Origin of the sequence: Pseudomonas khavaziana, assembly GCF_019145205.1 — a bacterium.
GTDB classification, from domain to species: Bacteria; Pseudomonadota; Gammaproteobacteria; order Pseudomonadales; family Pseudomonadaceae; genus Aquipseudomonas; species Aquipseudomonas khavaziana.
Window position 1 is genome coordinate 273,130 of the sequence record NZ_JAHSTT010000002.1, and the last position, 21,212, is coordinate 294,341.

General features: G+C 61.2%; 21 protein-coding genes and 1 pseudogene. 5 read left to right on the forward strand and 17 right to left on the reverse strand.

What is annotated here, in order from left to right; all coding sequences use genetic code 11:
- The first annotated feature begins 102 nt into the window (after window positions 1-102).
- On the forward strand, window positions 103-480 hold the full coding sequence (locus tag KVH01_RS05710; RefSeq protein ID WP_043048085.1) for a hypothetical protein: 378 nt from the start codon (window positions 103-105) through the stop codon (window positions 478-480).
- Window positions 481-612: 132 nt separating this feature from the next.
- Here KVH01_RS05710 and KVH01_RS05715 read toward each other — a convergent pair whose 3' ends face one another.
- From KVH01_RS05715 to exbB, 6 genes are all read right to left on the reverse strand, one after another.
- Window positions 613-2,013, reverse strand: coding sequence for an aminoacyl-tRNA deacylase and HDOD domain-containing protein (locus KVH01_RS05715; RefSeq protein WP_217880740.1), 1,401 nt, complete (start codon window positions 2,011-2,013; stop codon window positions 613-615).
- Window positions 2,014-2,090: 77 nt separating this feature from the next.
- Window positions 2,091-4,166 carry an ATP-dependent DNA helicase RecG gene (gene recG, locus KVH01_RS05720; protein ID WP_217880741.1) on the reverse strand — a complete coding sequence of 692 codons (2,076 nt, stop codon included), beginning with the start codon at window positions 4,164-4,166 and terminating at the stop codon, window positions 2,091-2,093.
- An 8-nt stretch (window positions 4,167-4,174) separates the two neighbouring features.
- Window positions 4,175-5,095 carry a hydrogen peroxide-inducible genes activator gene (locus KVH01_RS05725; protein ID WP_043048080.1) on the reverse strand — a complete coding sequence of 307 codons (921 nt, stop codon included), beginning with the start codon at window positions 5,093-5,095 and terminating at the stop codon, window positions 4,175-4,177.
- Between the two features lie 164 nt (window positions 5,096-5,259).
- Entirely contained in the window at window positions 5,260-6,009 is a 750-nt protein-coding gene (locus tag KVH01_RS05730) for an energy transducer TonB family protein (protein WP_043048079.1), read from the reverse strand.
- Window positions 6,006-6,431: a TonB system transport protein ExbD gene (gene exbD, locus KVH01_RS05735; RefSeq protein WP_043048077.1), complete on the reverse strand. Its 426-nt coding sequence runs from the start codon at window positions 6,429-6,431 to the stop codon at window positions 6,006-6,008. Before exbD ends, KVH01_RS05730 begins: the two co-directional genes overlap by 4 nt.
- 6 nt (window positions 6,432-6,437) lie before the next feature.
- Window positions 6,438-7,424 carry a tonB-system energizer ExbB gene (gene exbB, locus KVH01_RS05740; protein WP_217880742.1) on the reverse strand — a complete coding sequence of 329 codons (987 nt, stop codon included), beginning with the start codon at window positions 7,422-7,424 and terminating at the stop codon, window positions 6,438-6,440.
- Window positions 7,425-7,611: 187 nt separating this feature from the next.
- Between exbB and KVH01_RS05745 the strand changes: the two genes are divergently transcribed.
- Window positions 7,612-8,463, forward strand: a complete 852-nt coding sequence (locus tag KVH01_RS05745; RefSeq protein WP_217880743.1) for an SDR family oxidoreductase — start codon at window positions 7,612-7,614, stop codon at window positions 8,461-8,463.
- A 62-nt stretch (window positions 8,464-8,525) separates the two neighbouring features.
- Here KVH01_RS05745 and KVH01_RS05750 read toward each other — a convergent pair whose 3' ends face one another.
- The 6 genes from KVH01_RS05750 to KVH01_RS05775 all read right to left on the reverse strand — a co-directional run bounded on the left by KVH01_RS05750 (window position 8,526) and on the right by KVH01_RS05775 (window position 13,838).
- Window positions 8,526-9,269 (reverse strand): hypothetical protein, encoded by a 744-nt coding sequence (locus tag KVH01_RS05750; protein ID WP_217880744.1) that lies wholly within the window; start codon window positions 9,267-9,269, stop codon window positions 8,526-8,528.
- Between the two features lie 57 nt (window positions 9,270-9,326).
- On the reverse strand, window positions 9,327-9,707 hold the full coding sequence (locus tag KVH01_RS05755; RefSeq protein WP_003176922.1) for a RidA family protein: 381 nt from the start codon (window positions 9,705-9,707) through the stop codon (window positions 9,327-9,329).
- Between the two features lie 39 nt (window positions 9,708-9,746).
- A complete protein-coding gene (gene spoT, locus KVH01_RS05760; RefSeq protein ID WP_015886535.1) occupies window positions 9,747-11,852 on the reverse strand; it encodes a bifunctional GTP diphosphokinase/guanosine-3',5'-bis pyrophosphate 3'-pyrophosphohydrolase in 2,106 nt (701 codons plus the stop codon).
- 60 nt (window positions 11,853-11,912) lie between these two features.
- The gene (rpoZ, locus tag KVH01_RS05765) at window positions 11,913-12,176 is read right to left on the reverse strand and encodes a DNA-directed RNA polymerase subunit omega (RefSeq protein WP_003195508.1); all 264 of its coding nucleotides are present in this window, start codon (window positions 12,174-12,176) and stop codon (window positions 11,913-11,915) included.
- Window positions 12,177-12,343: 167 nt separating this feature from the next.
- A complete protein-coding gene (gene gmk, locus KVH01_RS05770; RefSeq protein ID WP_217880745.1) occupies window positions 12,344-12,964 on the reverse strand; it encodes a guanylate kinase in 621 nt (206 codons plus the stop codon).
- 10 nt (window positions 12,965-12,974) lie between these two features.
- Window positions 12,975-13,838, reverse strand: coding sequence for a YicC/YloC family endoribonuclease (locus KVH01_RS05775; RefSeq protein ID WP_217880746.1), 864 nt, complete (start codon window positions 13,836-13,838; stop codon window positions 12,975-12,977).
- 285 nt (window positions 13,839-14,123) lie between these two features.
- Between KVH01_RS05775 and rph the strand changes: the two genes are divergently transcribed.
- Together rph and KVH01_RS05785 are read left to right on the forward strand one after the other, a co-directional pair.
- Window positions 14,124-14,846, forward strand: coding sequence for a ribonuclease PH (rph, locus tag KVH01_RS05780; protein WP_043048066.1), 723 nt, complete (start codon window positions 14,124-14,126; stop codon window positions 14,844-14,846).
- A 22-nt stretch (window positions 14,847-14,868) separates the two neighbouring features.
- Complete coding sequence (locus KVH01_RS05785) at window positions 14,869-15,237, forward strand: DUF4870 domain-containing protein (RefSeq protein WP_043048064.1); 369 nt, start codon at window positions 14,869-14,871, stop codon at window positions 15,235-15,237.
- 59 nt (window positions 15,238-15,296) lie between these two features.
- Here KVH01_RS05785 and KVH01_RS05790 read toward each other — a convergent pair whose 3' ends face one another.
- Window positions 15,297-16,076: an exodeoxyribonuclease III gene (locus KVH01_RS05790; RefSeq protein ID WP_003195493.1), complete on the reverse strand. Its 780-nt coding sequence runs from the start codon at window positions 16,074-16,076 to the stop codon at window positions 15,297-15,299.
- Between the two features lie 82 nt (window positions 16,077-16,158).
- Between KVH01_RS05790 and pyrE the strand changes: the two genes are divergently transcribed.
- Entirely contained in the window at window positions 16,159-16,803 is a 645-nt protein-coding gene (pyrE, locus tag KVH01_RS05795) for an orotate phosphoribosyltransferase (protein WP_217880747.1), read from the forward strand.
- A 111-nt stretch (window positions 16,804-16,914) separates the two neighbouring features.
- Here the strand turns inward: pyrE and argB are convergent, their stop codons facing one another.
- The 4 genes and pseudogenes from argB to coaBC all read right to left on the reverse strand — a co-directional run bounded on the left by argB (window position 16,915) and on the right by coaBC (window position 21,171).
- Window positions 16,915-17,820: an acetylglutamate kinase gene (argB, locus tag KVH01_RS05800; protein WP_057023331.1), complete on the reverse strand. Its 906-nt coding sequence runs from the start codon at window positions 17,818-17,820 to the stop codon at window positions 16,915-16,917.
- 20 nt (window positions 17,821-17,840) lie between these two features.
- Window positions 17,841-19,247, reverse strand: a pseudogene (locus tag KVH01_RS05805) (phosphomannomutase/phosphoglucomutase); the annotation flags it as partial.
- 254 nt (window positions 19,248-19,501) lie between these two features.
- Window positions 19,502-19,957: a dUTP diphosphatase gene (gene dut / locus KVH01_RS05810; RefSeq protein WP_003213270.1), complete on the reverse strand. Its 456-nt coding sequence runs from the start codon at window positions 19,955-19,957 to the stop codon at window positions 19,502-19,504.
- Window positions 19,958-19,962: 5 nt separating this feature from the next.
- The gene (gene coaBC / locus KVH01_RS05815; RefSeq protein WP_043048060.1) at window positions 19,963-21,171 is read right to left on the reverse strand and encodes a bifunctional phosphopantothenoylcysteine decarboxylase/phosphopantothenate--cysteine ligase CoaBC; all 1,209 of its coding nucleotides are present in this window, start codon (window positions 21,169-21,171) and stop codon (window positions 19,963-19,965) included.
- Window positions 21,172-21,212 lie beyond the last annotated feature (41 nt).

Below are 21,212 nucleotides of genomic sequence, written 5' to 3' on the forward strand. Positions count from 1 at the left end.
ACGTCCGCCGATCTGCGTCTAAAGCGCGAGATCGGTGGCGTTCGTTTTTTCAAATCGTTACACTGCTGCGGCCACTCCAATAAATACACCGAGGCCGTGTGCATGAAATTTCGTCTTCTCTTGTGGGTGCTTGGCCTGATGATGGGCAAAGCCAGCCGCACCAACCCCGCCTTCCAGCAGCAACTGGGTGACAAAGACCTGGCCTTCCAGCTGCAGACCCTCGACGGCAAGGTTGCCCGTCACTTCATTGTCAAAAACCAGCGCATCACCAGCCGTTCAGGTGTTCACCCTGAGCCTGCCTTTGCGATTGCCTTCAAGGATGCCGCCTACGGGTTTGCCACGATGCAGGCGAAGAACAAGCAACTGGCGTTCATGACGGGGATTCAGGACAAGTCGATCCAGATCAAGGGCAACCCCGCGCTGGTGATCTGGTTCCAGGGGTTGACCAAGTATTTGAAGCCGAAGAAAAAGAAGAGCTGAAGTTTTTCAGTAAAACCGAGTTGGACTCATCGGGAGCAAGCCCCCTCCCACATTTGTCTGCATTCCAAAGTTGGAACTCGGTCAAATGTGGGAGGGGGCTTGCTCCCGATAGCGACCTGAGGGGCTACACATTCAGCCCTGGCTGAACTGGGAAGCCAGTTCGCGCAACAACACCTCGGCATCCAGCACCTTGCCGACCACTTCCTCAGCCTTCTCACGGCTCAACCCCAGCCGCTCAAGCAGTGCGTCGGGAATCGCCTCGTCCGGCCCCGAGCCAATCCCCCGGCTACGCAACAAGCGTACGGCCAAACACACCAGGTTCGGATACTCAGCGTATTGCCCGTCATAGGTCGGATCGTGCTGAAAGCGCAGGGCGGTGGACAGTTCGTCCGGCATGTCCCAATAGCGCATCAGCCAGGCACCGATCTGCTCGCGGGTGATACCCAGCAAGTGCTGTTCGACATAGCTGTGGCACAGGTGCGGGTTGACCTCCAGGTGTCGGCAGATCAGCGAAAAGTGCGGTGGGAACACGTGGGCCAGCAGCAGGTAGCCGAAGTTGTGCAGCAGGCCCGCCAGGTAGGTCAGGCCGGCTTCCGGGCGCTGGGCGCGGGGCATGGCACGGGTCAGGCCTTCGATCACGGCAGCGGTGTAGATCGATTGGTGCCAGTACGGCGTGGACTGATGCGGGCGGTCCTTGGGCAGGCTCAGGGTTTTGCCCAGGGCCAGGCCGAGCGCCAGGTTGATCACTAGATCGAAGCCCAGTACGCGCACGATGGCATCTTCGACTGAACGGATCTTGCCCGGCGATGCGTAGTAGGGCGACGCGGCCCAACTCACCACCTGGGCGGCGAGGGCCGGGTCGGTTTCCACCACGCCGGTGATGTCATCGATGGTGGCGTTGGGGTCGACGCGCAGCTTGATGATCTTTTGCGCCGTGTCGGCCAGCGGTGGAATCTCGATGGTCGCCTCAAGACGTTGCTGGATACGGCGGGCGGTGAACGCCTGCATCGCCTGGGTGATTTCCTCGCGGTCATCATTGGGGCGGTCGAGATTTGGGCGGATATTGCTCAGCGGTTCGCCAAACTGCGCGGCGCTGGCCTTGGTCAGCATGCCCTTGAACGCGTCGCCGGGGATTTCCAGCAACAGTCCGGCTTCGCCCGAATGCACCAGCAGGCTCGGCTCGTTGAGCAGGCTGCCTTCATACAGGCACGGTGAACTGGTGAGTGCCGGCAGGCCCGGCAGCAGACTCAGGGCATGCTTGCCGAGCATGCGTTCGACGCGCTCAGGGGCAACGGCCGTGAGGCGGCGACCCGTGAGTTCGGCGAGGCGGTTGAGGTCGAGCAACTGGCTTTGGGGGAACAGCACCATGAGTGCGCCAACCGCATCTTCAAGCAACACCGCCTGGACCTTTTGCGCAGGGTTCATGCCAGGTTGTTCGATGACTTCCGTGTAGGGGATGGCGAGCTTGGCGAGCAGCGCCCGAATGACCGGCGGGGCGGTCAGTGGGGCTGTGGCGAGGGCAACTTCTGACATGGCCTGTTCCAATTTCTTACATTCATTGGAGTATAACCAGCTTGATACAGGTGTTGGTCGGATAAGTGCGTCCGGCGTCACACTTGGCCGTATTGCTGCCCGTGTCGCAGCCAGCGATCCAGCAACGGGCTGACGTGATCGGGCCAGCGTTCGAGCAGGGCTTGCGCCGCGTCGCGCACCGCAGGCAGCAGGTCGGCGTCGCGCATCAGGTCGGCGACCTTGAATTGCAGCAGGCCGGTCTGGCGCGTGCCGAGCATTTCACCCGGACCGCGCAGTTCGAGGTCTTTTTCGGCGATGACAAAACCGTCGTTGGTTTCGCGCATGATCCCCAGGCGCTGTCGACCGATCTGCGACAGCGGCGGGTGATACAGCAACACGCAATGGCTGGCAGCACTGCCGCGGCCGACCCGGCCGCGCAGTTGGTGCAGTTGCGCCAGGCCCAGGCGCTCGGGGTTTTCGATGATCATCAGGCTGGCGTTGGGCACGTCCACGCCCACTTCGATCACGGTGGTAGCCACCAGCAATTGCAGGTTGCCGGCCTTGAACTCGGCCATCACTGCGGCCTTCTCCGCAGGTTTCATGCGCCCATGGATCAGCCCGACCTTGAGTTCGCCTAACGCACTGGTGAGGTCTTCATAGGTGGTCTCGGCGGCCTGGCAGGTCAGCTCTTCGGACTCTTCGATCAAGGTGCACACCCAGTAGGCCTGACGGCCTTCGGCACAGGCGCCGCGCACGCGTTCTATCACTTCGACGCGCCGGGTGTCGGTGACCAGCACGGTATTGACCGGCGTACGCCCGGGCGGCAGTTCGTCGAGGATCGAGGTGTCGAGGTCGGCGTAGGCGCTCATGGCCAGGGTGCGTGGGATCGGGGTGGCGGTCATGATCAACTGGTGCGGGTTCATGCGTCCGCCCACACCTTTCTGGCGCAGGGCCAGGCGCTGTTGCACGCCGAAGCGGTGTTGTTCGTCGATGATGACCAAGGCAAGGTTCTTGAATTGCACTTCGTCCTGGAACAACGCATGGGTGCCCACCACCATAGGGGCGCCCGCGGCGATCTGCTCCAGGGCGCTTGCGCGGTTCTTGCCTTTGAGCTTGCCGGCCAGCCACGCCACTTCCAGGCCCAGGGGTTCGAGCCAGCGCTTGAAGGTGATGAAATGTTGTTCGGCAAGGATTTCAGTGGGCGCCATCAGCGCCACTTGATAACCAGCCTCCAGTGCTTGCAAGGCGGCGAGGGCAGCCACCACGGTCTTGCCTGCGCCTACATCGCCCTGGATCAGGCGCAGCATCGGTTCTTGCTGGCTGAGGTCGTAGGCGATTTCATTGCCCACGCGCTGCTGTGCGCCGGTCGGGGCAAAGCCGAGGTTAGCCAGGTATTGCGCCGGCAGCCGGGTGGCCTTTGGCATTGCCGGGGCGCGCAGGGAACGCATGCTTTCACGCAGGCGCTGCTGGGACAGTTGGTGGGTCAGCAGCTCTTCGAAGGCCAGGCGATGCTGGGCCCAATGATGACCGAGGGCGAGTTCGTCCACGTCGGCATCGGCGGGCGGGTGATGCAGGTAGCGGATCGCATCAGCCAGGGGCGCCAGCTGATAGTCGCGAGCCAGCTCCAGGGGCAGCCAGTCGGGCAGGCTTTGCGGGCCGAGCATGGTCAGCGTCTGCATGCACAATTGGCGCAAGCGTTGCTGGGTCAGGCCCTCGGTCAGCGGGTAGATTGGCGTGAGGGTGGTGTCTACCGGTGGCGGCTCGTCACCAGTAATGGCGCGGTATTCCGGGTGGTAGATTTCCAGGCCCGAAGCGCCAGGGCGCGCCTCGCCGTAGCAGCGCACGCGGGTACCACGCTTGAGGCCCTCTTTCTGCGCGTTGCTGAAATGGTAGAAGCGCAGGCTCAAGCCGCCGGTGCCATCCTGCAGGCGCACCACCAGGCTGCGGCGCTTGCCCATCACCACGTCAGCGCCGCTGACGGTGCCTTCGATCACCGCGTCCTGCCCTGGGCGCAAGTGGCCGATGGGCACCACGCGAGTCCGATCCTGGTAGCGCAGGGGCAAATGGAACAGCACGTCCTGGAGGTTTTCCAGGCCGACCTTGGCCAGCTTCTCGGCCATGGCCTCACCGACACCCTTGAGTGCCGTCACCGGCACCTGCGACAGCTCAGTCATACGGTTGCTTAGCTCGCAACGGGCGGCTTGGCCACCGAGCACAGGCGGATCGAATCGGCGAGGATCTCAATCGCTTTGGGGCGCGGGAAGCTGGCGCGCCAGGCGATCGCTACGGTACGGAACGGCACCGGAGGTGTGAGCGGGCGCACTTCGATTACGCCCTGGGCGTAGTGATGGCTGTCTACGGCTGACAGCGGCAGGATCGAGATGCCCAGACCGGAAGCGACCATATGGCGAATGGTTTCCAGTGAGCTGGATTCCACCGTGGTGTGCTTGGCGCCGTCGTTGCCTTTGGTCAGGGTCGGGCAGGCTTCCAATACCTGGTCGCGGAAGCAGTGGCCTTCGCCCAGCAGCAGCAGGCTCTTGTCGTTGAGCAGGGCGGCGTCGATGGTGTCCTTCTTGGTCCACGGGTGGGAGGCCGGCATCAGCACGTAGAACGGCTCGTCGTAGAGCGGTAGCGTGAGTACGTCCGCCTCATTGAACGGCAGGGCGATGATGATCGCGTCCAATTCGCCGTTGCGCAGTTTGTCGCGCAGCACGTGGGTGAAGTTTTCTTCGATATACAGCGGCATCTGCGGCGCGACGCGGTGCAGTTGCGGGATCAAGTGCGGGAACAGGTACGGGCCGACAGTGTAGATCGCGCCGACCTTGAGCGGTGCGGTGAGCTGGTTCTTACCGGCCTGGGCCAGTTCGCGAATGCTTTGCGCTTGTTCCAGGACCTTCTGCGCCTGGGCCACGATGCCTTCGCCCACCGGAGTGAGGCGCACGGCGCTCTTGCTGCGCTCGAAAATCAGCACACCGAGTTCGTCTTCAAGCTTTTTCACGCCCACCGACAGCGTCGGCTGACTGACATGGCAACGCTCGGCCGCGTGGCCGAAATGCTGTTCCTGGGCGAGGGTCACGATGTAGCGTAATTCTGTAAGGGTCATAGCGGGCGTCCATGAGGTTGCAGGCCAAGCATACCGGCTGCAATCGATAGACGCACGTTATCAGAAGTTTGCTGGGGATTGAGTGGGGAATGTCGGAAATTTTGCTGATTTGCCGACGGCGAATGCGGGAGTAAAACTTCCTCCCGCATTGCTTGTAGATGTGTTTAACGGCGGCGCTTGTCGATGTTGTAGACGAACGGCGCAACGAGTTCGACGCTGCCGTTTTTCAACAGGTCGGCCGGTGGCTTGGGCAGCGGCTGGGCCTTGCGGATCATCTCCAGGGTCGCACGGTCCAGATCGGCGTTGCCGGAGCGGCCTTCCAACTCGTAGGACAATACGTTGCCTTCGGCATCGACCACGAAGCGCAAGCGGTTCATACCTTCCTTGCCGCGCTGTTGTGCAGCAGGTGGGTACTTCTTGTACTTCTGCAGGTGCGCCAGCAGGGTGCTTTGCCAGGACGCCTGGGCCGCTATCTGCTGTGCCGATGGGCCAGGCGCGGGCTGGGCCGATTTTTCCGCCGGTGTATTGGTCGGTGGAGTTTCGCTCGGTGGCTCCTCGGAAGGTTTTTCCTTGGGTGGCTCGGGCTTCTTCTCCACCGGCTTGGGCGGTTTCGGTTTAGGCTTGGGCTTGACCGGCTTGGGCACCTGGATCGTTGGCTTGGGCGCCTCGGCCATTTTCGGCAGGGGCAGCTCTTCCACCGGGGCAGGCGGCTGCGGCGGCGTCACCACCTTGGGCGGTGCCGGAGGCGGCGGCGCTGGCATCGGCGCCAGGTCGATGACCATGGCGGCGGGTGGCAGCTGGATTACCTGCGGCGCGGACCATTGGAGCGCGATGATGATCGCGACGGCATGCACGCCCAGCACGACGGCAAGGCTGGTGCCATAACGCGTCAGTTTGTGGCGCGTCGTGATCATTTCTTGGCTGCCGTCTCAAGTCCGACCAGGCCCACCTTGAGGTAGCCGGCTGCCCGCAGGGCATCCATCACGCTCATCAGGTCGCCGTAGTCCACGCCTTTGTCGGCCTGGAAGAAGATCGTCGTGTCTTTCTTGCCCTGAGTCTTGGCATCGAGCACCGGGCCCAGGCTTTCAGCCTTGACTTCTTCTTCGCCCAGGAACAGGCGCTGGTCTGCCTTGACACTGAGGAAGATCGGTTTTTCCGGCCGCGGCGCCGGCTTGGCGCTGGATGCGGGCAGGTCTACCTTGATGTCCACAGTGGCCAGCGGTGCCGCCACCATGAAGATGATCAGCAGCACCAGCATCACGTCGATAAACGGCGTGACGTTGATTTCGTGGTTCTCGACGAGCTCGTCGTCGCCTTGGTTCAAATGCAGGCCCATGGCCGATTACCCCACTTTCACCATGTGCGGTTGCGAGCTGCGCTCGGTAGGCTGGTGATCGAGGTCACGGCTGACCAGCAGCAGGACTTCTGCCGACGCGTCGGATACCTGGGCCTTATAGCCGGCAATCGAACGGGCGAAGACGTTGTAGATCACCACCGCAGGAATCGCCGCAACCAGGCCCAAAGCGGTCGCCAGCAGGGCTTCGGCGATGCCGGGGGCAACGACGGCGAGGTTGGTGGTCTGGGTCTTGGCGATGCCGATGAAACTGTTCATGATGCCCCATACGGTGCCGAACAGACCGACGAACGGAGCAGTGGAACCGATGGTGGCGAGTACGCCGGTGCCGCTGCTCATGTTACGGCCGCAGGCGGCAACCAGGCGCTCAAGGCGGAATGCCACGCGCTCCTTGATACCTTCTTTTTCGCGGGTGTTGGCCGACAGGCGCATTTCTTCCAGTGCGTCGTGTACCAAGGTGTTGGCCAGGGTGCCCTTCTTGGTCGCGGTTTCGCTCGCTTCCTTGAGGGTGGTGGCTTTCTTCAGGTGGACGATCTCAGCACGCAGACGACGCTTGGCGCCCAGCAGCTCGAAGCCTTTGGCAATCCAGATGGTCCAGGTGATGATCGAGGCAATGGCCAGGCCGATCATCACGGCCTTCACCACCACGTCGGCATTCTGGTACATGCCCCATGGCGAAAGGTCGTGGGCCATGCCCAGGGTGTTGTCTTCTTCCAGCACGACGCCGGTTTCATTGGCGGGAGCGGCATCGCCCGCAGCCTGGGCCGGGTCGGTAGCGGCTGGCGCCGGAGCTGGAGCTGCCGCCGGGGCGGCAGCATTTTGCTCAGTGGCAGCCGGAGCTGCGGGGGCGGTGGCATCTGCGAATGCGGCGGTCGGTGCCAGCAGTACGCTGAACAGCATCGCAGCGATCGCACGCCAGGCGCGGGATGGGCTGTGAGGCTTGGTTGGCGAAGCGGGGTTTGTATTACGTGTCATGCTGGCCGGACCTGAGAGAAAAAATGGGTGATCGTCCTTCCAGACCCAAGGGGTCGAGGACAAATGGGTGGTTATTATTGCAAGTAATTCTTGTTAACAGAAGTAATACAGTAACTTTATTTGTGCTTTTTCTGGCCGCTGGTCATGTCTGGCGGCTAATCTGCGCCTTTAAGAACGGAGTTTTGTGATGTCTGTGCCTTCTGTTGTGATTGCCGGTTGCGGCGATGTGGGTAGTCGGCTGGCTAGCCAATTGCTGGCCTCGGAATGGGAGGTTCATGGCCTGCGCCGCGATATTTCGCGCCTGCCCGAGGGGGTGATTGGCATCGCCGGCGACCTGTTCGACAAAGACTGCCCTGACACCTGGCCCATTGGTGGAGTGGATTATCTGGTGTATTGCGCCGCTGCCACCGACCACGACGAAGCCGGCTATCGCGCCGCTTACGTGCAAGGGCTGCAGCATGTGCTTGAGTGGTTGAAGGACTACGGCCAGGAGCCGAAACACCTGTTGTTCGTATCCAGCAGCAGCGTGTATGGGCAGCAGAACGGTGAGTGGGTCGACGAAATGTCAGAGACGCAAGCGAAGGGTTATTCCGGGCAGGTGATGCTGGAGGCAGAGCAAGTGGCGCTCGACAGCGGCATTCCCGCCAGTGTCGTGCGGCTGACCGGGATTTACGGTCCGGGGCGTGAGTGGTTGTTGACCCAGGTGCGCCAAGGTTATCGGGTGGCGATTGACCCGCCTTTATATGGCAACCGGATTCACGCCGACGATGCGGCCGGGCTGCTGGCGTTTTTACTGCGCCACGTAGAGCAGGGCGGTACATTGGACAAAGTCTACATCGGTGTCGACGATGCGCCGGCGCCATTGGCCGAGGTGGTGGGCTGGTTGCGCGAGTACCTGGGTGTGACCGAATGGGCTGATGACGCCAGTGTGCGGCGTGCGGGCAGCAAGCAATGCAGCAATGCCAGGGTAAAGGCCCTTGGTTGGGTGCCCAAGTATCCGACCTATCGTGAAGGGTATGCCGCGATACTCAAGGGCTGAAATCAATCTGAGAATGTGGGAGGGAGCAAGCCCCCTCCCACATTTGGATTCAGGTGATGCTGTTATGGCTTTTCAAGCAGCCACTGGCGCGGGCCTGGGGTGAACTGAGGCACTTCATCGGCCTGCGCGGTATTGATCGCCTGGAAGATTTCCAGTTGCTCACCTTTGCGCGCAAAGATCCACGGGTTGCCCTGGCCGTTCAGTTGCAGCCAGATACTGTCGTAGCCGCCGCTCATGGAGGCGCAATCACCCGCCAGGCACAGCGAGTAACGATCAACGCCAGGCAGGCCGGCGACCTTGCCATCAGCCTGGAACTGCACCGTGGCGCCGCTGCCGGTACCGTCGGTGATCTTCCAGTCGCCACCCATGTAGGCTGCGTACAGTGACCGCTCGAAGTTGGCGCCCAATGGCGCGCCTTCGGGGGCTGGCGCTTCAGCGCGGCCGAACAGTTGCTCTGGCTCATTGTCATTGGCCACTTGCAGCAGTTGTTTGCCTTTGCGCTTGAGTTCGGTGGCGGAGCTGCCGTAGAAATCCACGCTCCAGGCGCCGGGCTTCTCGCCCGACAACTTCCCTTCCGCTACTTCAAAACCATTGTAGTAACGCGCCTGCAAAGCCTTGGTGTTGACCTCCCACTCAAGGTTGGGGCCATAGGACTGCAGGGCTTCACGCAAAGGGCCGCCCTTGGCTGCCGCATCGATGGCGGCCTGGTTGATCCAGGTACCGCTCACATCCAGGTCGGCGGGATTGCTGGCACAGCCGCCCAGCAACAGGGCGAGCAACGAAGAGGCTACAAGCGCTTTGCGCATTACGAAATCCTTCTGAAACGAAGTCGGCGCAGCCTGTTGGGAGCTGCGCCGGGTGTTTTACTCGATGACCAGAATGGCGTCCATCTCAACCTGTGCGCCCTTTGGCAGGGCGGCGACGCCGATAGCGGCGCGGGCTGGGTAGGGTTGTTCGAAGTACTTGCCCATGATCTCGTTGACCTTGGCGAAGTGGCTCAGGTCGGTGAGGAAGATGTTCAGCTTGACGATGTCCTTGAACGAACCGCCGGCGGCCTCGGCCACGGACTTGAGGTTTTCGAAGACTTGTACGGTCTGGGCTTCGAAGCCTTCAACCAGTTCCATGGTCTTTGGGTCCAGTGGGATCTGGCCGGACATGTAGACGGTGTTGCCCGCCTTGATCGCCTGGGAGTAGGTGCCGATGGCGGCTGGGGCTTTATCGCTGGTGATAACTGTCTTGGTCATGAGTGACTCCTTGTAATGGGTGATGAGTGATCTGAAGGGTCATGCGCGCATACGGGTGATGCGGATGACTCCAGTCAAGGCACGCAGTTTCTTGATCACGCGGGCCAGGTGCACGCGGTCATGCACGCTGACCACCAGTTGGACCACGCTGATGCGACCATCACGTTCGTCCATGCTGATTTTCTCGATGTTGCCGTCGGCGGCGTTGACGCTGCTGGCCAGCAAGGCAATCAGCCCGCGCTGGTGTTCCAGCTCCACCCGCAGTTCGACGTTGAATTCGCCGGTGACATCCTTGGCCCACGAGAGCTGGATGCATTTTTCCGGGTTGTGGCGGATTTCGGTGATGTTGCGGCAGTTGTCCAGGTGCACCACCATGCCTTTGCCCGCGGACAAGTGCCCGACAATCGGGTCGCCAGGGATCGGCGTGCAGCATTTGGCGTAGCTGAGCACCAGCCCCTCGGTACCACGAATCGCCAGCGGGCCTTCCGGGCTCGGCAGCTGTTCGCCTTCGCCCAGCAGACGGCGGGCGACCACGTAGGCCATGCGGTTGCCCAGGCCGATATCTTCCAGCAGGTCTTCGATGGTTTCCTGGCGGTATTCGTGGAGCATCGCTTGCACGCGTTCCTGCGGGATCTTGTCCAGGGCGCTGTCGAAGCCGTTGAGCACCTTGTTCAGCAGGCGTTCGCCCAGGCTGATGGACTCGGAACGACGCTGCAGTTTCAGGGCATGGCGAATATGCGTACGTGCCTTGCCGGTGACCACGAAGTTGAGCCACGCCGGGTTTGGGCGTGCGCCTGGAGCACTGACGATCTCAACCGTGGAGCCGCTTTGCAGCGGTTCCGACAGCGGCGCGAGACGCCGATTGATGCGGCAGGCGATGCAGCTGTTGCCGACGTCGGTGTGCACCGCGTAGGCAAAGTCGACCGCCGTGGAGCCTTTTGGCAGCTCCATGATGCGGCCCTTGGGCGTGAACACGTAGACCTCGTCCGGGAACAGGTCGATCTTCACGCTTTCGATGAATTCCAGGGAATTGCCGGCACGTTGCTGCATTTCCAGCACGCCCTTGACCCACTGGCGGGCGCGGGCATGCGTCCCCTTTGGCTGCTCGTCGCCGCTGGATTTGTACAGCCAGTGCGCGGCGATGCCGTTGTTGGCCATCTCTTCCATTTCGCGGGTGCGGATCTGGATCTCGATGGGCACGCCATGCATACCGAACAGCGTGGTGTGCAGCGACTGGTAGCCGTTGGCCTTGGGGATCGCGATATAGTCCTTGAAGCGGCCCGGCAGGGGTTTGTACAAATTATGCACAGCACCCAGCACGCGGTAGCAGGTATCGACCTTGTCGACGATGATCCGGAACGCATACACGTCCATGATCTCGTTGAAGGCCCGGCGTTTGCCGCGCATCTTCTTGTAGATGCCGTAGATGTGCTTCTGCCGGCCGCTGACTTCGCCCTCGATTTCGTCGATCGCCAGGCAATGGCTCAGAGACTCTTCGATCTTGTTGACGATTTCCTTGCGGTTGCCCCGGGCGCGCTTGACCGCCTGGTAGATGCGCGCCGAACGCATCGGGTGCATGGCCTTGAAGCCGAGGTCTTCGAATTCGATGCGAATGGCGTGCATGCCCAGCCGGTTGGCGATGGGCGCGTAGATTTCCAGGGTTTCCTTGGCGATGCGCCGGCGTTTTTCGCCGGACAGCACTTCCAGCGTGCGCATGTTGTGCAGCCGGTCGGCCAGCTTGACCAGGATTACCCGGATATCCCGGGCCATGGCCATGGCCATCTTCTGGAAGTTTTCCGCCTGGGCTTCGGCCTTGGTCTCGAAGTTCATCTGGGTCAGTTTGCTGACCCCGTCGACCAGTTCGGCCACGGTTTCGCCAAATTGCGCGCTGAGCGCTTCCTTGGCAATGCCGGTGTCTTCGATCACGTCATGCAGCATCGCGGCCATCAGGCTCTGATGGTCCATGTGCATGTCGGCAAGAATATTTGCCACTGCAAGTGGATGGGTGACATACGCCTCGCCACTGCGGCGGCGTTGGCCGTCGTGGGCTTGTTCGGCGTAGAAATACGCTCGGCGGACCAGGTTGACCTGGTCTGGGCCGAGGTAGGTCGATAAGCGATCGGCGAGGGCGTCTATGCTCGGCAAAGTGTGAACTCCTGCCGATGGCTGTGACCCCGCGCCGTGCTACGTCGACCAGGCATAGGCTTAGACGTCCTCGTTGGACTCGCCTTCGAACGCTGCAAACAGCGGCTCGTCTTCAACGATTTCGGCGTTGGCGATGAACTCGTAGCTCATCAGGCCTTCAGCAATTTCACGCAGGGCTACAACGGTAGGCTTGTCGTTTTCCCACTGGACCAGAGGCTCTTTGCCGCCAGTGGCCAGTTGACGGGCACGCTTGGTAGAGAGCATGACCAGCTCAAAGCGGTTATCCACGTGTTCTAGGCAGTCTTCAACGGTTACGCGGGCCATGGTATTCCTCGGAGCGAATGCAAGATGCGCGCTGCCCGGTTGGGCGAGCGGACTGAGCAGTTTAAAAAATCACCAGCGTTTAGGGAAGCGCTGATTTTTCGCAGACCCTCGCAAAACCGCTGCAAGTGCCAATGTAAGGCCCTTGCAGCGCTTTTGGGAAGAGCCAGTCAGCCGAGCAGTTCGGCAAGTAATTTGCCGAAACGCTGCTGTTGACGCTTTTGCTGGAGCTGATTGGCGCGGAAAATCGCCTTCAAATCGTCCAGGGCCTGGGCGAAATCGTCATTGATGATCAGGTAGTCGTAGTCGACGTAGTGGCTCATTTCGCTGACGGCCTCGCGCATGCGGCCTTCGATGATCTCGTCGCTGTCCTGGCCGCGGTTGGTCAGGCGCTGGTGCAAGGCTTCGAGCGACGGCGGCAGGATGAAGATCGAGCGAGCCTTGGGCATCAGCTGGCGTACTTGCTCGGCGCCCTGCCAATCGATTTCCAGGATCAGGTCGTGGCCTTCGTCCAGCGTTTGCTGCAAGTGACTTTGGGAGGTGCCGTAGAGGTTGCCGAAGACTTCGGCACGTTCGAGGAAGTCGCCATGTTCGATCATCTTGACGAACTCGGTGCGCTCGACGAAGTGATAGTGCACGCCATTGACCTCGCCCGGGCGCATGGCGCGGGTGGTGTGGGACACCGAGATGCGGATCTGCTCGTCAGCGTCGGTCAAGGCTTTGACCAGGCTGCTCTTGCCCGCGCCCGAAGGGGCGGAAATGATGTAAAGGGTGCCGGTGCTGTGGGTCATGGAGGTTGCCTTACTCAATATTCTGTACTTGTTCGCGCATCTGCTCGATCAACACTTTGAGGTTGACCGCGGCCGTGGTACTGCGCGGATCGAACGCCTTGGAGCCCAGTGTATTGGCTTCGCGGTTGAGTTCCTGCATCAGGAAGTCCAGGCGCCGACCGGCGGCACCGCCAGATTTGAGGACGCGGCGCACTTCAAGGATGTGGGTGCTCAGGCGATCGAGCTCTTCGGCCACATCGCTCTTCTGTGCGAGCAGGACCATTTCCTGTTCCAGGCGCGTCGGGTCGAGGTCGGCCTTCATGTCGGTGAAGCGATCGAGGATCTTCTGGCGCTGGGTGGCGAGCATCTGCGGCACCAGTTCGCGCAGGGTGATCACGTCTGCTTCGATCGAGGTCAGGCGCTCGTTGATCAGGCGAGCCAGTTCGGCGCCTTCGCGCTCGCGGCCGGCCTTGAGTTCCTTCAGGCCATGGTTGAACAGGGCGAGGGCTTCGGCATTCAAGGCTTGCGGGTCAGCTGCGTCGGCCACCAGCACACCGGGCCAGGCCAACACTTCCAGAGGGTTCAGTGCGGCCGGTTGCTTGATCAGGCCGGCAATGGTTTCGGCGGCGGCCACCAGTTGCGCGGCGCGGTCGCGGTCGACCTGCAACGGTTTGCCGGTGGTTTCTTCGGTAAAGCGCAGGGTGCATTCCAGCTTGCCACGGGAAATGCCCTGGCGCAGCGCTTCACGGACAGCGCCTTCGAGGTCGCGGAACGACTCCGGCAGACGCAGGTGCGGCTCCAGGTAACGGCTGTTGACCGAGCGCAATTCCCAGCTGAGGGTGCCTTGGGCCCCGGCTTTTTCGACACGGGCGAAGGCGGTCATGCTGTGCACCATGGAGGTACCTCGTGTTGGATAAGTAGAGATTGGCAGGTCGACCTGTAGGAGCGAGCTTGCTCGCGAAGAACCCAAGGGCGCCGCGCTGAACCAGGAAGCCCCCGTTATCGTTAATGTTTTTCGCGAGCAAGCTCGCTTCTACAGTCGAGAGGCGCAGGATTGTAGCGCAGTGCGCAAGAGGCGCCCAAACATGCGCATTCGTAACCGAATTTTTAGAAGTGCCCCGAATCGGCTGGCGGCTCTATAATGCTCGGCAGTTTTTCGTCCTTAGTACAGGTATCCCCTATGAAACGTCCAAGTGGTCGCGCTGCCGATCAGCTCCGCTCGATCCGCATCACCCGCAACTACACCAAACACGCCGAGGGATCCGTACTGGTCGAGTTTGGCGATACCAAGGTGATCTGCACCGTCAGCGTCGAAAACGGCGTGCCGCGCTTCCTAAAGGGCCAGGGCCAGGGTTGGTTGACCGCTGAATACGGCATGCTGCCGCGCGCCACTGGCGAGCGTAACCAGCGTGAAGCCAGCCGTGGCAAGCAAGGCGGGCGCACCCTGGAGATCCAGCGCCTGATCGGCCGTTCCCTGCGCGCCGCCCTGGACATGTCCAAGCTGGGCGACGTGACCCTGTACGTCGACTGCGACGTGATCCAGGCGGATGGCGGTACCCGTACTGCCTCCATCACCGGTGCCATGGTGGCCCTGGTCGACGCGCTGAAAGTGATCAAGAAGCGCGGCGGCCTCAAGGCCGGTGACCCGCTCAAGCAGATGATAGCCGCGGTATCGGTCGGCATGTACCAGGGTGAGCCTGTGCTGGACCTGGACTACCTGGAGGATTCGGCCGCCGAGACTGACCTGAACGTGGTCATGACCAGCACCGGTGGTTTCATCGAGGTGCAGGGCACCGCTGAAGGCGCGCCATTCCAACCGGCTGAGCTGAACGCGATGCTGGCCTTGGCCCAGAAAGGCATGACCGAAATTTTCCAACTGCAGAACGCCGCGCTGGCCGACTGAGCCGGTGCCAAGGAGAAACGCCATGAGTGACAGCCAGTTGCCGGTTCCGGCACCGTCCAAGGAAGTACGCCAGTTGGCAATGCTGTGTCACTTCGCGGCGTTTGCGGGATTGGTATTTCCCTTCGGCAGCTTGTTGGGGCCGTTGATCCTGTGGCAGTTCAAGAAGGACGTGGACCCGCTTATCGATGATCAGGGCAAGGAAGCGCTGAATTTCCAGATTACCGTGGCGATCGCCTGGTTGGTGTGCCTGGTGCTGGGCTTCGTCGTCATCGGCTTTTTGCTGATGACCGTGTTGGTGATCGGGGCGCTGATACTGACGATCATCGCCGGGATCCAGGCCAACAAAGGCGTTGCTTACCGCTATCCGTGGACCTGGCGCCTGGTCAAGTAACCGACCGGCCACAAAAAAACCGACAGCGATGTCGGTTTTTTTGTGCCTGGAGAACGACCTCAGATGGTCAATGTCCAGTCGTAGTCCACGATCAATGGCGCGTGCTGCGAGAAGCGCGGCTGACGCGGCAGGCGTGCACTGCGCACGAACCGGCGCAGACCTGGGGTCAGCAACTGGTAGTCGAAGCGCCAACCCAGGTTGAGCATCTCGGCCTGTTCGTTGTCCGGCCACCAGCTGTACTGGTCGCCTTCACGGCTGACTTCACGCAGGGCATCGACATAGCCCATGTTGCCGACGATCTCGTCCATCCAGGCCCGCTCCGGCGCCAGGAAGCCCGGCGACTGCTGGCTGTCGCGCCAGTTCTTGATATCCAGCTTCTGTTGCGCCACGTACAGCGAGCCACAATAAATGTACTCGCGACGTTTGCGTCGCTGTTTATCCAGATAACGGGCGAAGTCGTCCATTAGCTTGAACTTCTGGTTCAAGTCTTCATCGCCGTTCTGCCCCGAGGGAAGCAGCAAGGTCGCGATGCTGACCTTGTCGAAATCGGCTTGCAGGTAACGCCCGTAGCGGTCGGCTGTCTCGAAGCCGAGGCCGCTGATGACCGCCTTGGGTTGCAACCGCGAGTACAAAGCCACGCCACCTTGGGTGGGCACTTCGGCATCGCAGGCATAAAGGAAGTAGCCATCCAGTTGGAAGGCTGGGTCGTCCAGTTCAAAGGCGGAGGCGCGGGTGTCCTGCAGGCAGATGACGTCGGCATTCTGTGCTTGCAGCCAACTGAGCAAACCACGCTCGACTGCAGCCTGAATACCATTAACGTTCACACTGATGATCCGCATAAATGGCCCCAAAAATCGCGTGCGTGTATGATACACGCCGTCCACCTAATTAGCTAAATCCGTGGTATCTGAGGCTTTTTTCATGCAGGCGTATCAACGCGATTTCATTCGTTTTGCCATCGATCGCGGCGTTCTACGCTTCGGTGAGTTCACTCTCAAGTCCGGGCGCACCAGCCCGTACTTCTTCAATGCGGGCCTGTTCAACTCGGGTTCGGCCCTGGCTCAGCTGGGTCGCTTCTACGCGGCAGCCATCGTTGAAAGCGGTATTTCCTTCGACGTGCTCTTTGGCCCGGCCTACAAGGGGATTCCCCTGGCTGCGGCTACAGCGGTGGCCCTGGCGGAGCATCATGGGCAGGATCTGCCATGGTGTTTCAACCGCAAGGAAGCCAAGGCCCATGGTGAAGGCGGTAGCCTGGTCGGCGCTCCGCTGACCGGCGATGTGCTGATCATCGATGACGTGATCACAGCCGGCACCGCGATCCGTGAAGTGATGCAGATCATCGCGTCCCAGGACGGCGCCAAGGCTGCCGGTGTGCTGATCGCCTTGAACCGCCAGGAGCGCGGCAGCGGTGAGTTGTCGGCGATCCAGGAAGTGGAGCGGGATTTCGGTATTCCGGTGGTGAGCATCGTGTCGTTGAATCAGGTGTTGCAGTTCCTGGAGGATGATCCGCAGCTCAAGCAGCATTTGCCGGCAGTGCGGGCGTATCGCGAGCAGTTTGGCGTCTGACACTGACTTTTTGTTGAAATGGGTTTGTGTGGGAGGATCTCCATTGTCCTCTCGCTCTATTCAAAAAGGCCCCGCTCAATCGGATTGAGCGGGGCCTTTTATTTGCAGCGGTTAAGGACGCTTGCGGTTGCTGATCAGTGTACCCATGCCGGTATCCGTGAAAATCTCCAACAGCACCGCATTCGGTACACGGCCATCCAGGATCAGCGCGCTACCCACACCGCCCTGTACCGCGCCCAGTGCGCAACCGATCTTCGGCAGCATGCCGCCGTAGATGGTGCCGTCGGCGATCAACTCGTCCACTTGCTGGGTGGACAGGCCGGTCAGTACCTTGCCTTCCTTGTCCATCAGGCCGGCAATGTTGGTCAGCAGCATCAGCTTTTCAGCCTGCAGTGCTTCAGCCACCTTGCCCGCCACCAGGTCAGCATTGATGTTGTAGGACTCGCCATTGGCGCCCACACCGATAGGTGCGATCACCGGGATGAAGTCGCTCTTGACCAGCAGGTTCAGCAGATCGGTGTTGATGCCGATAACTTCGCCGACCTGGCCGATATCGATGATTTCCGGCTGGGTCATCTCCGGAGTCTTGCGGGTAACAGTCAGTTTTTTCGCGCGGATCAGCTCCGCATCCTTGCCGGTCAGGCCGATGGCGCTGCCGCCGTGGCGGTTGATCAGGTTGACGATGTCTTTGTTGACCTGGCCGCCGAGGACCATTTCCACCACGTCCATGGTTTGCGCGTCAGTGACGCGCATGCCATCGATGAAGTGGCTCTCGATCGACAGTCGCCTGAGCAGTTCACCGATCTGCGGGCCGCCACCGTGCACCACCACTGGGTTGATCCCTACAGCTTTCATCAGCACGATGTCGCGGGCAAAGCCGGTTTTCAGCTCGTCGCTTTCCATGGCATTGCCGCCGTACTTGATCACCAGCGTCTTGCCGACGTAGCGTCGAATGTAAGGCAACGCTTCGGACAGGACCTTGGCGGTGTTGGCAGCGGCTTCGCGTTCGAGGGTCATTCAGGGCTCCGGGCAAAAAATCAGAACGGTAATTGGAGATCAGGGGCAACACGTTTCAACTGGGCGTGGAACACGTCCTTGATGCGCTGCAGCTCAGCCTCGGTATCCGCCTCGAAACGCAGGACCAGCACCGGTGTGGTGTTGGACGCGCGTACCAGGCCCCAGCCTTTGGCGTAATCGACTCGCACACCATCAATGGTGGTCAGGTTGGCGCCTTCACCCCATTGCGCATCATGCAGTGCGTCAATGATGCTGAATTTGCTCTCCTCGGTCACATGGATATTGATCTCTGGCGTAGAAATATCATTCGGGAAGGTCTGAAACAGCTCTTCTGCCGTAGATTTTTCCTTGCTGAGGATCTCCAGCAGACGAGCGGCGCTGTAAATACCGTCGTCAAACCCGAACCAGCGCTCCTTGAAGAATACGTGACCGCTCATCTCACCGGCCAACAGCGCGCCGGTTTCCTTCATTTTCTTTTTGATCAACGAGTGACCGGTCTTCCACATTAGCGGGCGACCGCCGTATTCCTTGATCAATGGTGTCAGACGGCGGGTGCATTTCACGTCGAAGATGATCTCGGCGTTGGCATTGCGCGCCACCACGTCGCGGGCGAACAGCATCAGCAGGCGGTCCGGGAACACAATCTCGCCGGTTTCGGTCACCACGCCCACGCGGTCGCCGTCGCCATCGAAGGCCAGGCCCACGTCGGCGCCCACTTCCTTGACCTTGGCGATCAGGTCCACCAGGTTTTCTGGCTTGCCCGGGTCCGGGTGATGGTTGGGGAAGTTGCCGTCGACATCGCAGAACAGCGGGATCACTTCGCAATTCAGGGCTTCGAGCAACTGTGGGGCGATCACGCCGGCCGCGCCGTTACCGCAGTCCACTACAACTTTCATGCGGCGTGCGAGCTTGACGTCACGGGTGATTTCATCGGAGTAGCGCTGGAGGATGTCGACCTTGGTAATGCTGCCGGTGCCACTGGTCAAGTCGTTGGTTTTCAGGCGGGTGTGCAGGGCCTGGATCTGTTCGTTGGCCAGGGTATCGCCCGCGATGACGATCTTGAAACCGTTGTAGTCCGACGGGTTGTGACTGCCGGTGAGCATCACCCCGGATTTGCCGGCCAGGACATTGGCGGCGTAATACAGCGCCGGTGTTGGCACCAGGCCGACGTCACTGACGTGGCAGCCGCTGTCAGCCAGGCCCTGGATCAGTTGCTCGACCAGCTCGGGGCCGGACAAGCGGCCATCACGCCCCACTGACACGTTGGGTTCGCCCTGGGCCAGGCTCTGGGAGCCGATGGCGCGGCCAATCCAGTAGGCGGTTTCGGCGGTCAAGGTCTTGGGTACCACGCCGCGAATGTCATAGGCGCGAAAGATGCTGTCGGGGAAGGTAGGGGCTACGCGGGCTGCAGTACTCATCGCGGGGGAAACTCCATCTGGAAGGGGCAAGGCTGGCCTGAATGTGGCTGGCCGGCAGGCTCAAACTGAAGGGTATGACGGCGTTTTCGGCAGAGAGTTCGTGGTGTAAAAGTGCCATCGGGGCTTTTGGCTTGCCAAAATTGTCGCGTAGCTCATTGATTTATATAGGTAAAATCCAGTTATGAGTTTCGTGCATTCTTCCTCCTGAAGCGCCGGGCGGTGGCATCGGGCCGGACGAGGGTGTCCGGCCTGATTCAGCTTAGTCAGTGACTGCCGGAATGCCCGAAACCGCCTGCGCCGCGCTGGGTTTCGTCGAACTCTTCCACCAGTTCGAAATGCGCCTGTACCACGGGCACCAATACCAACTGGGCGATGCGTTCGCCAACGGCGATGTTGAAGGCGGTCTGGCCACGGTTCCAGCACGAGACCATCAGTTCGCCCTGGTAGTCTGAGTCGATCAGGCCGACCAGGTTGCCCAGCACGATCCCGTGTTTGTGGCCCAGGCCGGAGCGCGGCAGGATCAGTGCCGCCAGGCCAGGATCGCCGACATAGATCGACAGGCCGGTGGGGATCAGGATGGTCTGGCCCGGTTCAAGAACCGTGTCTTGCTTGAGCATGGCACGCAGGTCCAGGCCGGCGGAACCTGGAGTGGCGTAGGCCGGCAGGGGGAATTCGTTGCCGATGCGGGGGTCGAGGATCTTGGCTTGCAAAGCGTGCATGGAAATTAAACCTGGTTCAGCCGTTGGGCGATAAAAGAGATCAGTTGGCGGGCAATCTTGCCCTTGCTGGTCTGGGCGAAAAGGGTGGCGTGCAACTCGCGGTCGATCACGCTGCACGCATTTTCCTCGCTGTTGAAACCGATGCTCGGGTTGGCGACATCATTGGCAACGATCAGGTCGAGGTTTTTGTCTTTCAGTTTGCGTGCGGCGTAGTCCAGCAGGTGCTCGGTCTCGGCAGCGAAACCGACACTGAACGGGCGGTCCGGTCGAGTGGCGATGGTGGCCAGGATGTCGGGGTTGCGCACCATTTGCAGGAGCAGGCCGTCACCGCTTGTGGGGTCTTTCTTGAGCTTTTGCGGGGCTACGACTTCCGGGCGGTAATCCGCAACCGCTGCCGAGGCGATGAACAGGTCGCAGGGAATGGCCGCTTCACAGGCTGCCAGCATGTCCCGGGCGCTGACTACGTCGATTCGCGTGACGCGGTCAGGGGTCGGTAAATGTACCGGGCCGGTGATCAGGGTGACCCGCGCGCCTGCCTCGACCGCTGCTTCTGCCAACGCGAAGCCCATTTTTCCTGAGCTATGGTTGGTGATGTAGCGCACCGGGTCGATGTTTTCCTGGGTCGGGCCGGCGGTGATCAACACGTGCTTGCCGGTCAGGGCCAGGTGCTGGAAGCACTCGGCGGCGCACTGTGCCAGGTCGGTGGCTTCGAGCATGCGGCCCATGCCGACATCGCCGCAGGCTTGGCTGCCGGAAGCGGGGCCGAACACCTTGAGGCCGCGGCTTTGCAGGAGTTGGGTATTGGCCTGGGTAGCCGGGTCGCGCCACATGGCCTGGTTCATGGCCGGGGCGATGGCGACGGTGGCGTCGGTGGCCAATACCAGTGTGGTCAGCAGGTCATCGGCGATGCCCTGGGCCAGGCGGGCGATCAGGTCGGCGGTGGCCGGGGCGATCAATACCAGGTCGGCCCATTTGGCCAGCTCGATATGGCCCATGGCGGCTTCGGCCGCCGGGTCGAGCAAGTCCAGGTGAACCGGGTGGCCGGACAGGGCCTGCATGGTCAGTGGGGTGATGAACTCACTGCCGCCACGGGTCATGACCACGCGTACTTCGGCGCCCTGGTCCAGGAGCCTGCGAACCAGTTCTGCGCTCTTGTAGGCGGCAATGCCGCCGCCGACGCCGAGAACGATGCGTTTCCGATACAGACGCTGCATTGGTTTGCCTTTCCAGTTCAGTGATGCCAGTTCAGTGACGC

Excerpts from the sequence above, each read along its gene's own strand:
- exbB (WP_217880742.1), bottom strand. The coding sequence starts at position 7,424 with ATGACACGTAATACAAACCCCGCTTCGCCAACCAAGCCTCACAGCCCA.
- KVH01_RS05790 (WP_003195493.1), bottom strand. The coding sequence starts at position 16,076 with ATGCGGATCATCAGTGTGAACGTTAATGGTATTCAGGCTGCAGTCGAG.
- argB (WP_057023331.1), bottom strand. The coding sequence starts at position 17,820 with ATGACCCTCGAACGCGAAGCCGCTGCCAACACCGCCAAGGTCCTGTCC.
- pyrE (WP_217880747.1), top strand. The coding sequence starts at position 16,159 with ATGCAGGCGTATCAACGCGATTTCATTCGTTTTGCCATCGATCGCGGC.
- rpoZ (WP_003195508.1), bottom strand. The coding sequence starts at position 12,176 with ATGGCCCGCGTAACCGTTGAAGACTGCCTAGAACACGTGGATAACCGC.
- KVH01_RS05755 (WP_003176922.1), bottom strand. The coding sequence starts at position 9,707 with ATGACCAAGACAGTTATCACCAGCGATAAAGCCCCAGCCGCCATCGGC.
- KVH01_RS05745 (WP_217880743.1), top strand. The coding sequence starts at position 7,612 with ATGTCTGTGCCTTCTGTTGTGATTGCCGGTTGCGGCGATGTGGGTAGT.
- dut (WP_003213270.1), bottom strand. The coding sequence starts at position 19,957 with ATGCACGCTTTGCAAGCCAAGATCCTCGACCCCCGCATCGGCAACGAA.
- coaBC (WP_043048060.1), bottom strand. The coding sequence starts at position 21,171 with ATGCAGCGTCTGTATCGGAAACGCATCGTTCTCGGCGTCGGCGGCGGC.
- KVH01_RS05775 (WP_217880746.1), bottom strand. The coding sequence starts at position 13,838 with ATGGTGCACAGCATGACCGCCTTCGCCCGTGTCGAAAAAGCCGGGGCC.
- KVH01_RS05725 (WP_043048080.1), bottom strand. The coding sequence starts at position 5,095 with ATGACCCTTACAGAATTACGCTACATCGTGACCCTCGCCCAGGAACAG.
- exbD (WP_043048077.1), bottom strand. The coding sequence starts at position 6,431 with ATGGGCCTGCATTTGAACCAAGGCGACGACGAGCTCGTCGAGAACCAC.
- KVH01_RS05710 (WP_043048085.1), top strand. The coding sequence starts at position 103 with ATGAAATTTCGTCTTCTCTTGTGGGTGCTTGGCCTGATGATGGGCAAA.
- KVH01_RS05730 (WP_043048079.1), bottom strand. The coding sequence starts at position 6,009 with ATGATCACGACGCGCCACAAACTGACGCGTTATGGCACCAGCCTTGCC.
- KVH01_RS05750 (WP_217880744.1), bottom strand. The coding sequence starts at position 9,269 with ATGCGCAAAGCGCTTGTAGCCTCTTCGTTGCTCGCCCTGTTGCTGGGC.
- KVH01_RS05715 (WP_217880740.1), bottom strand. The coding sequence starts at position 2,013 with ATGTCAGAAGTTGCCCTCGCCACAGCCCCACTGACCGCCCCGCCGGTC.
- rph (WP_043048066.1), top strand. The coding sequence starts at position 14,124 with ATGAAACGTCCAAGTGGTCGCGCTGCCGATCAGCTCCGCTCGATCCGC.
- KVH01_RS05785 (WP_043048064.1), top strand. The coding sequence starts at position 14,869 with ATGAGTGACAGCCAGTTGCCGGTTCCGGCACCGTCCAAGGAAGTACGC.
- recG (WP_217880741.1), bottom strand. The coding sequence starts at position 4,166 with ATGACTGAGCTGTCGCAGGTGCCGGTGACGGCACTCAAGGGTGTCGGT.
- gmk (WP_217880745.1), bottom strand. The coding sequence starts at position 12,964 with ATGACCCACAGCACCGGCACCCTTTACATCATTTCCGCCCCTTCGGGC.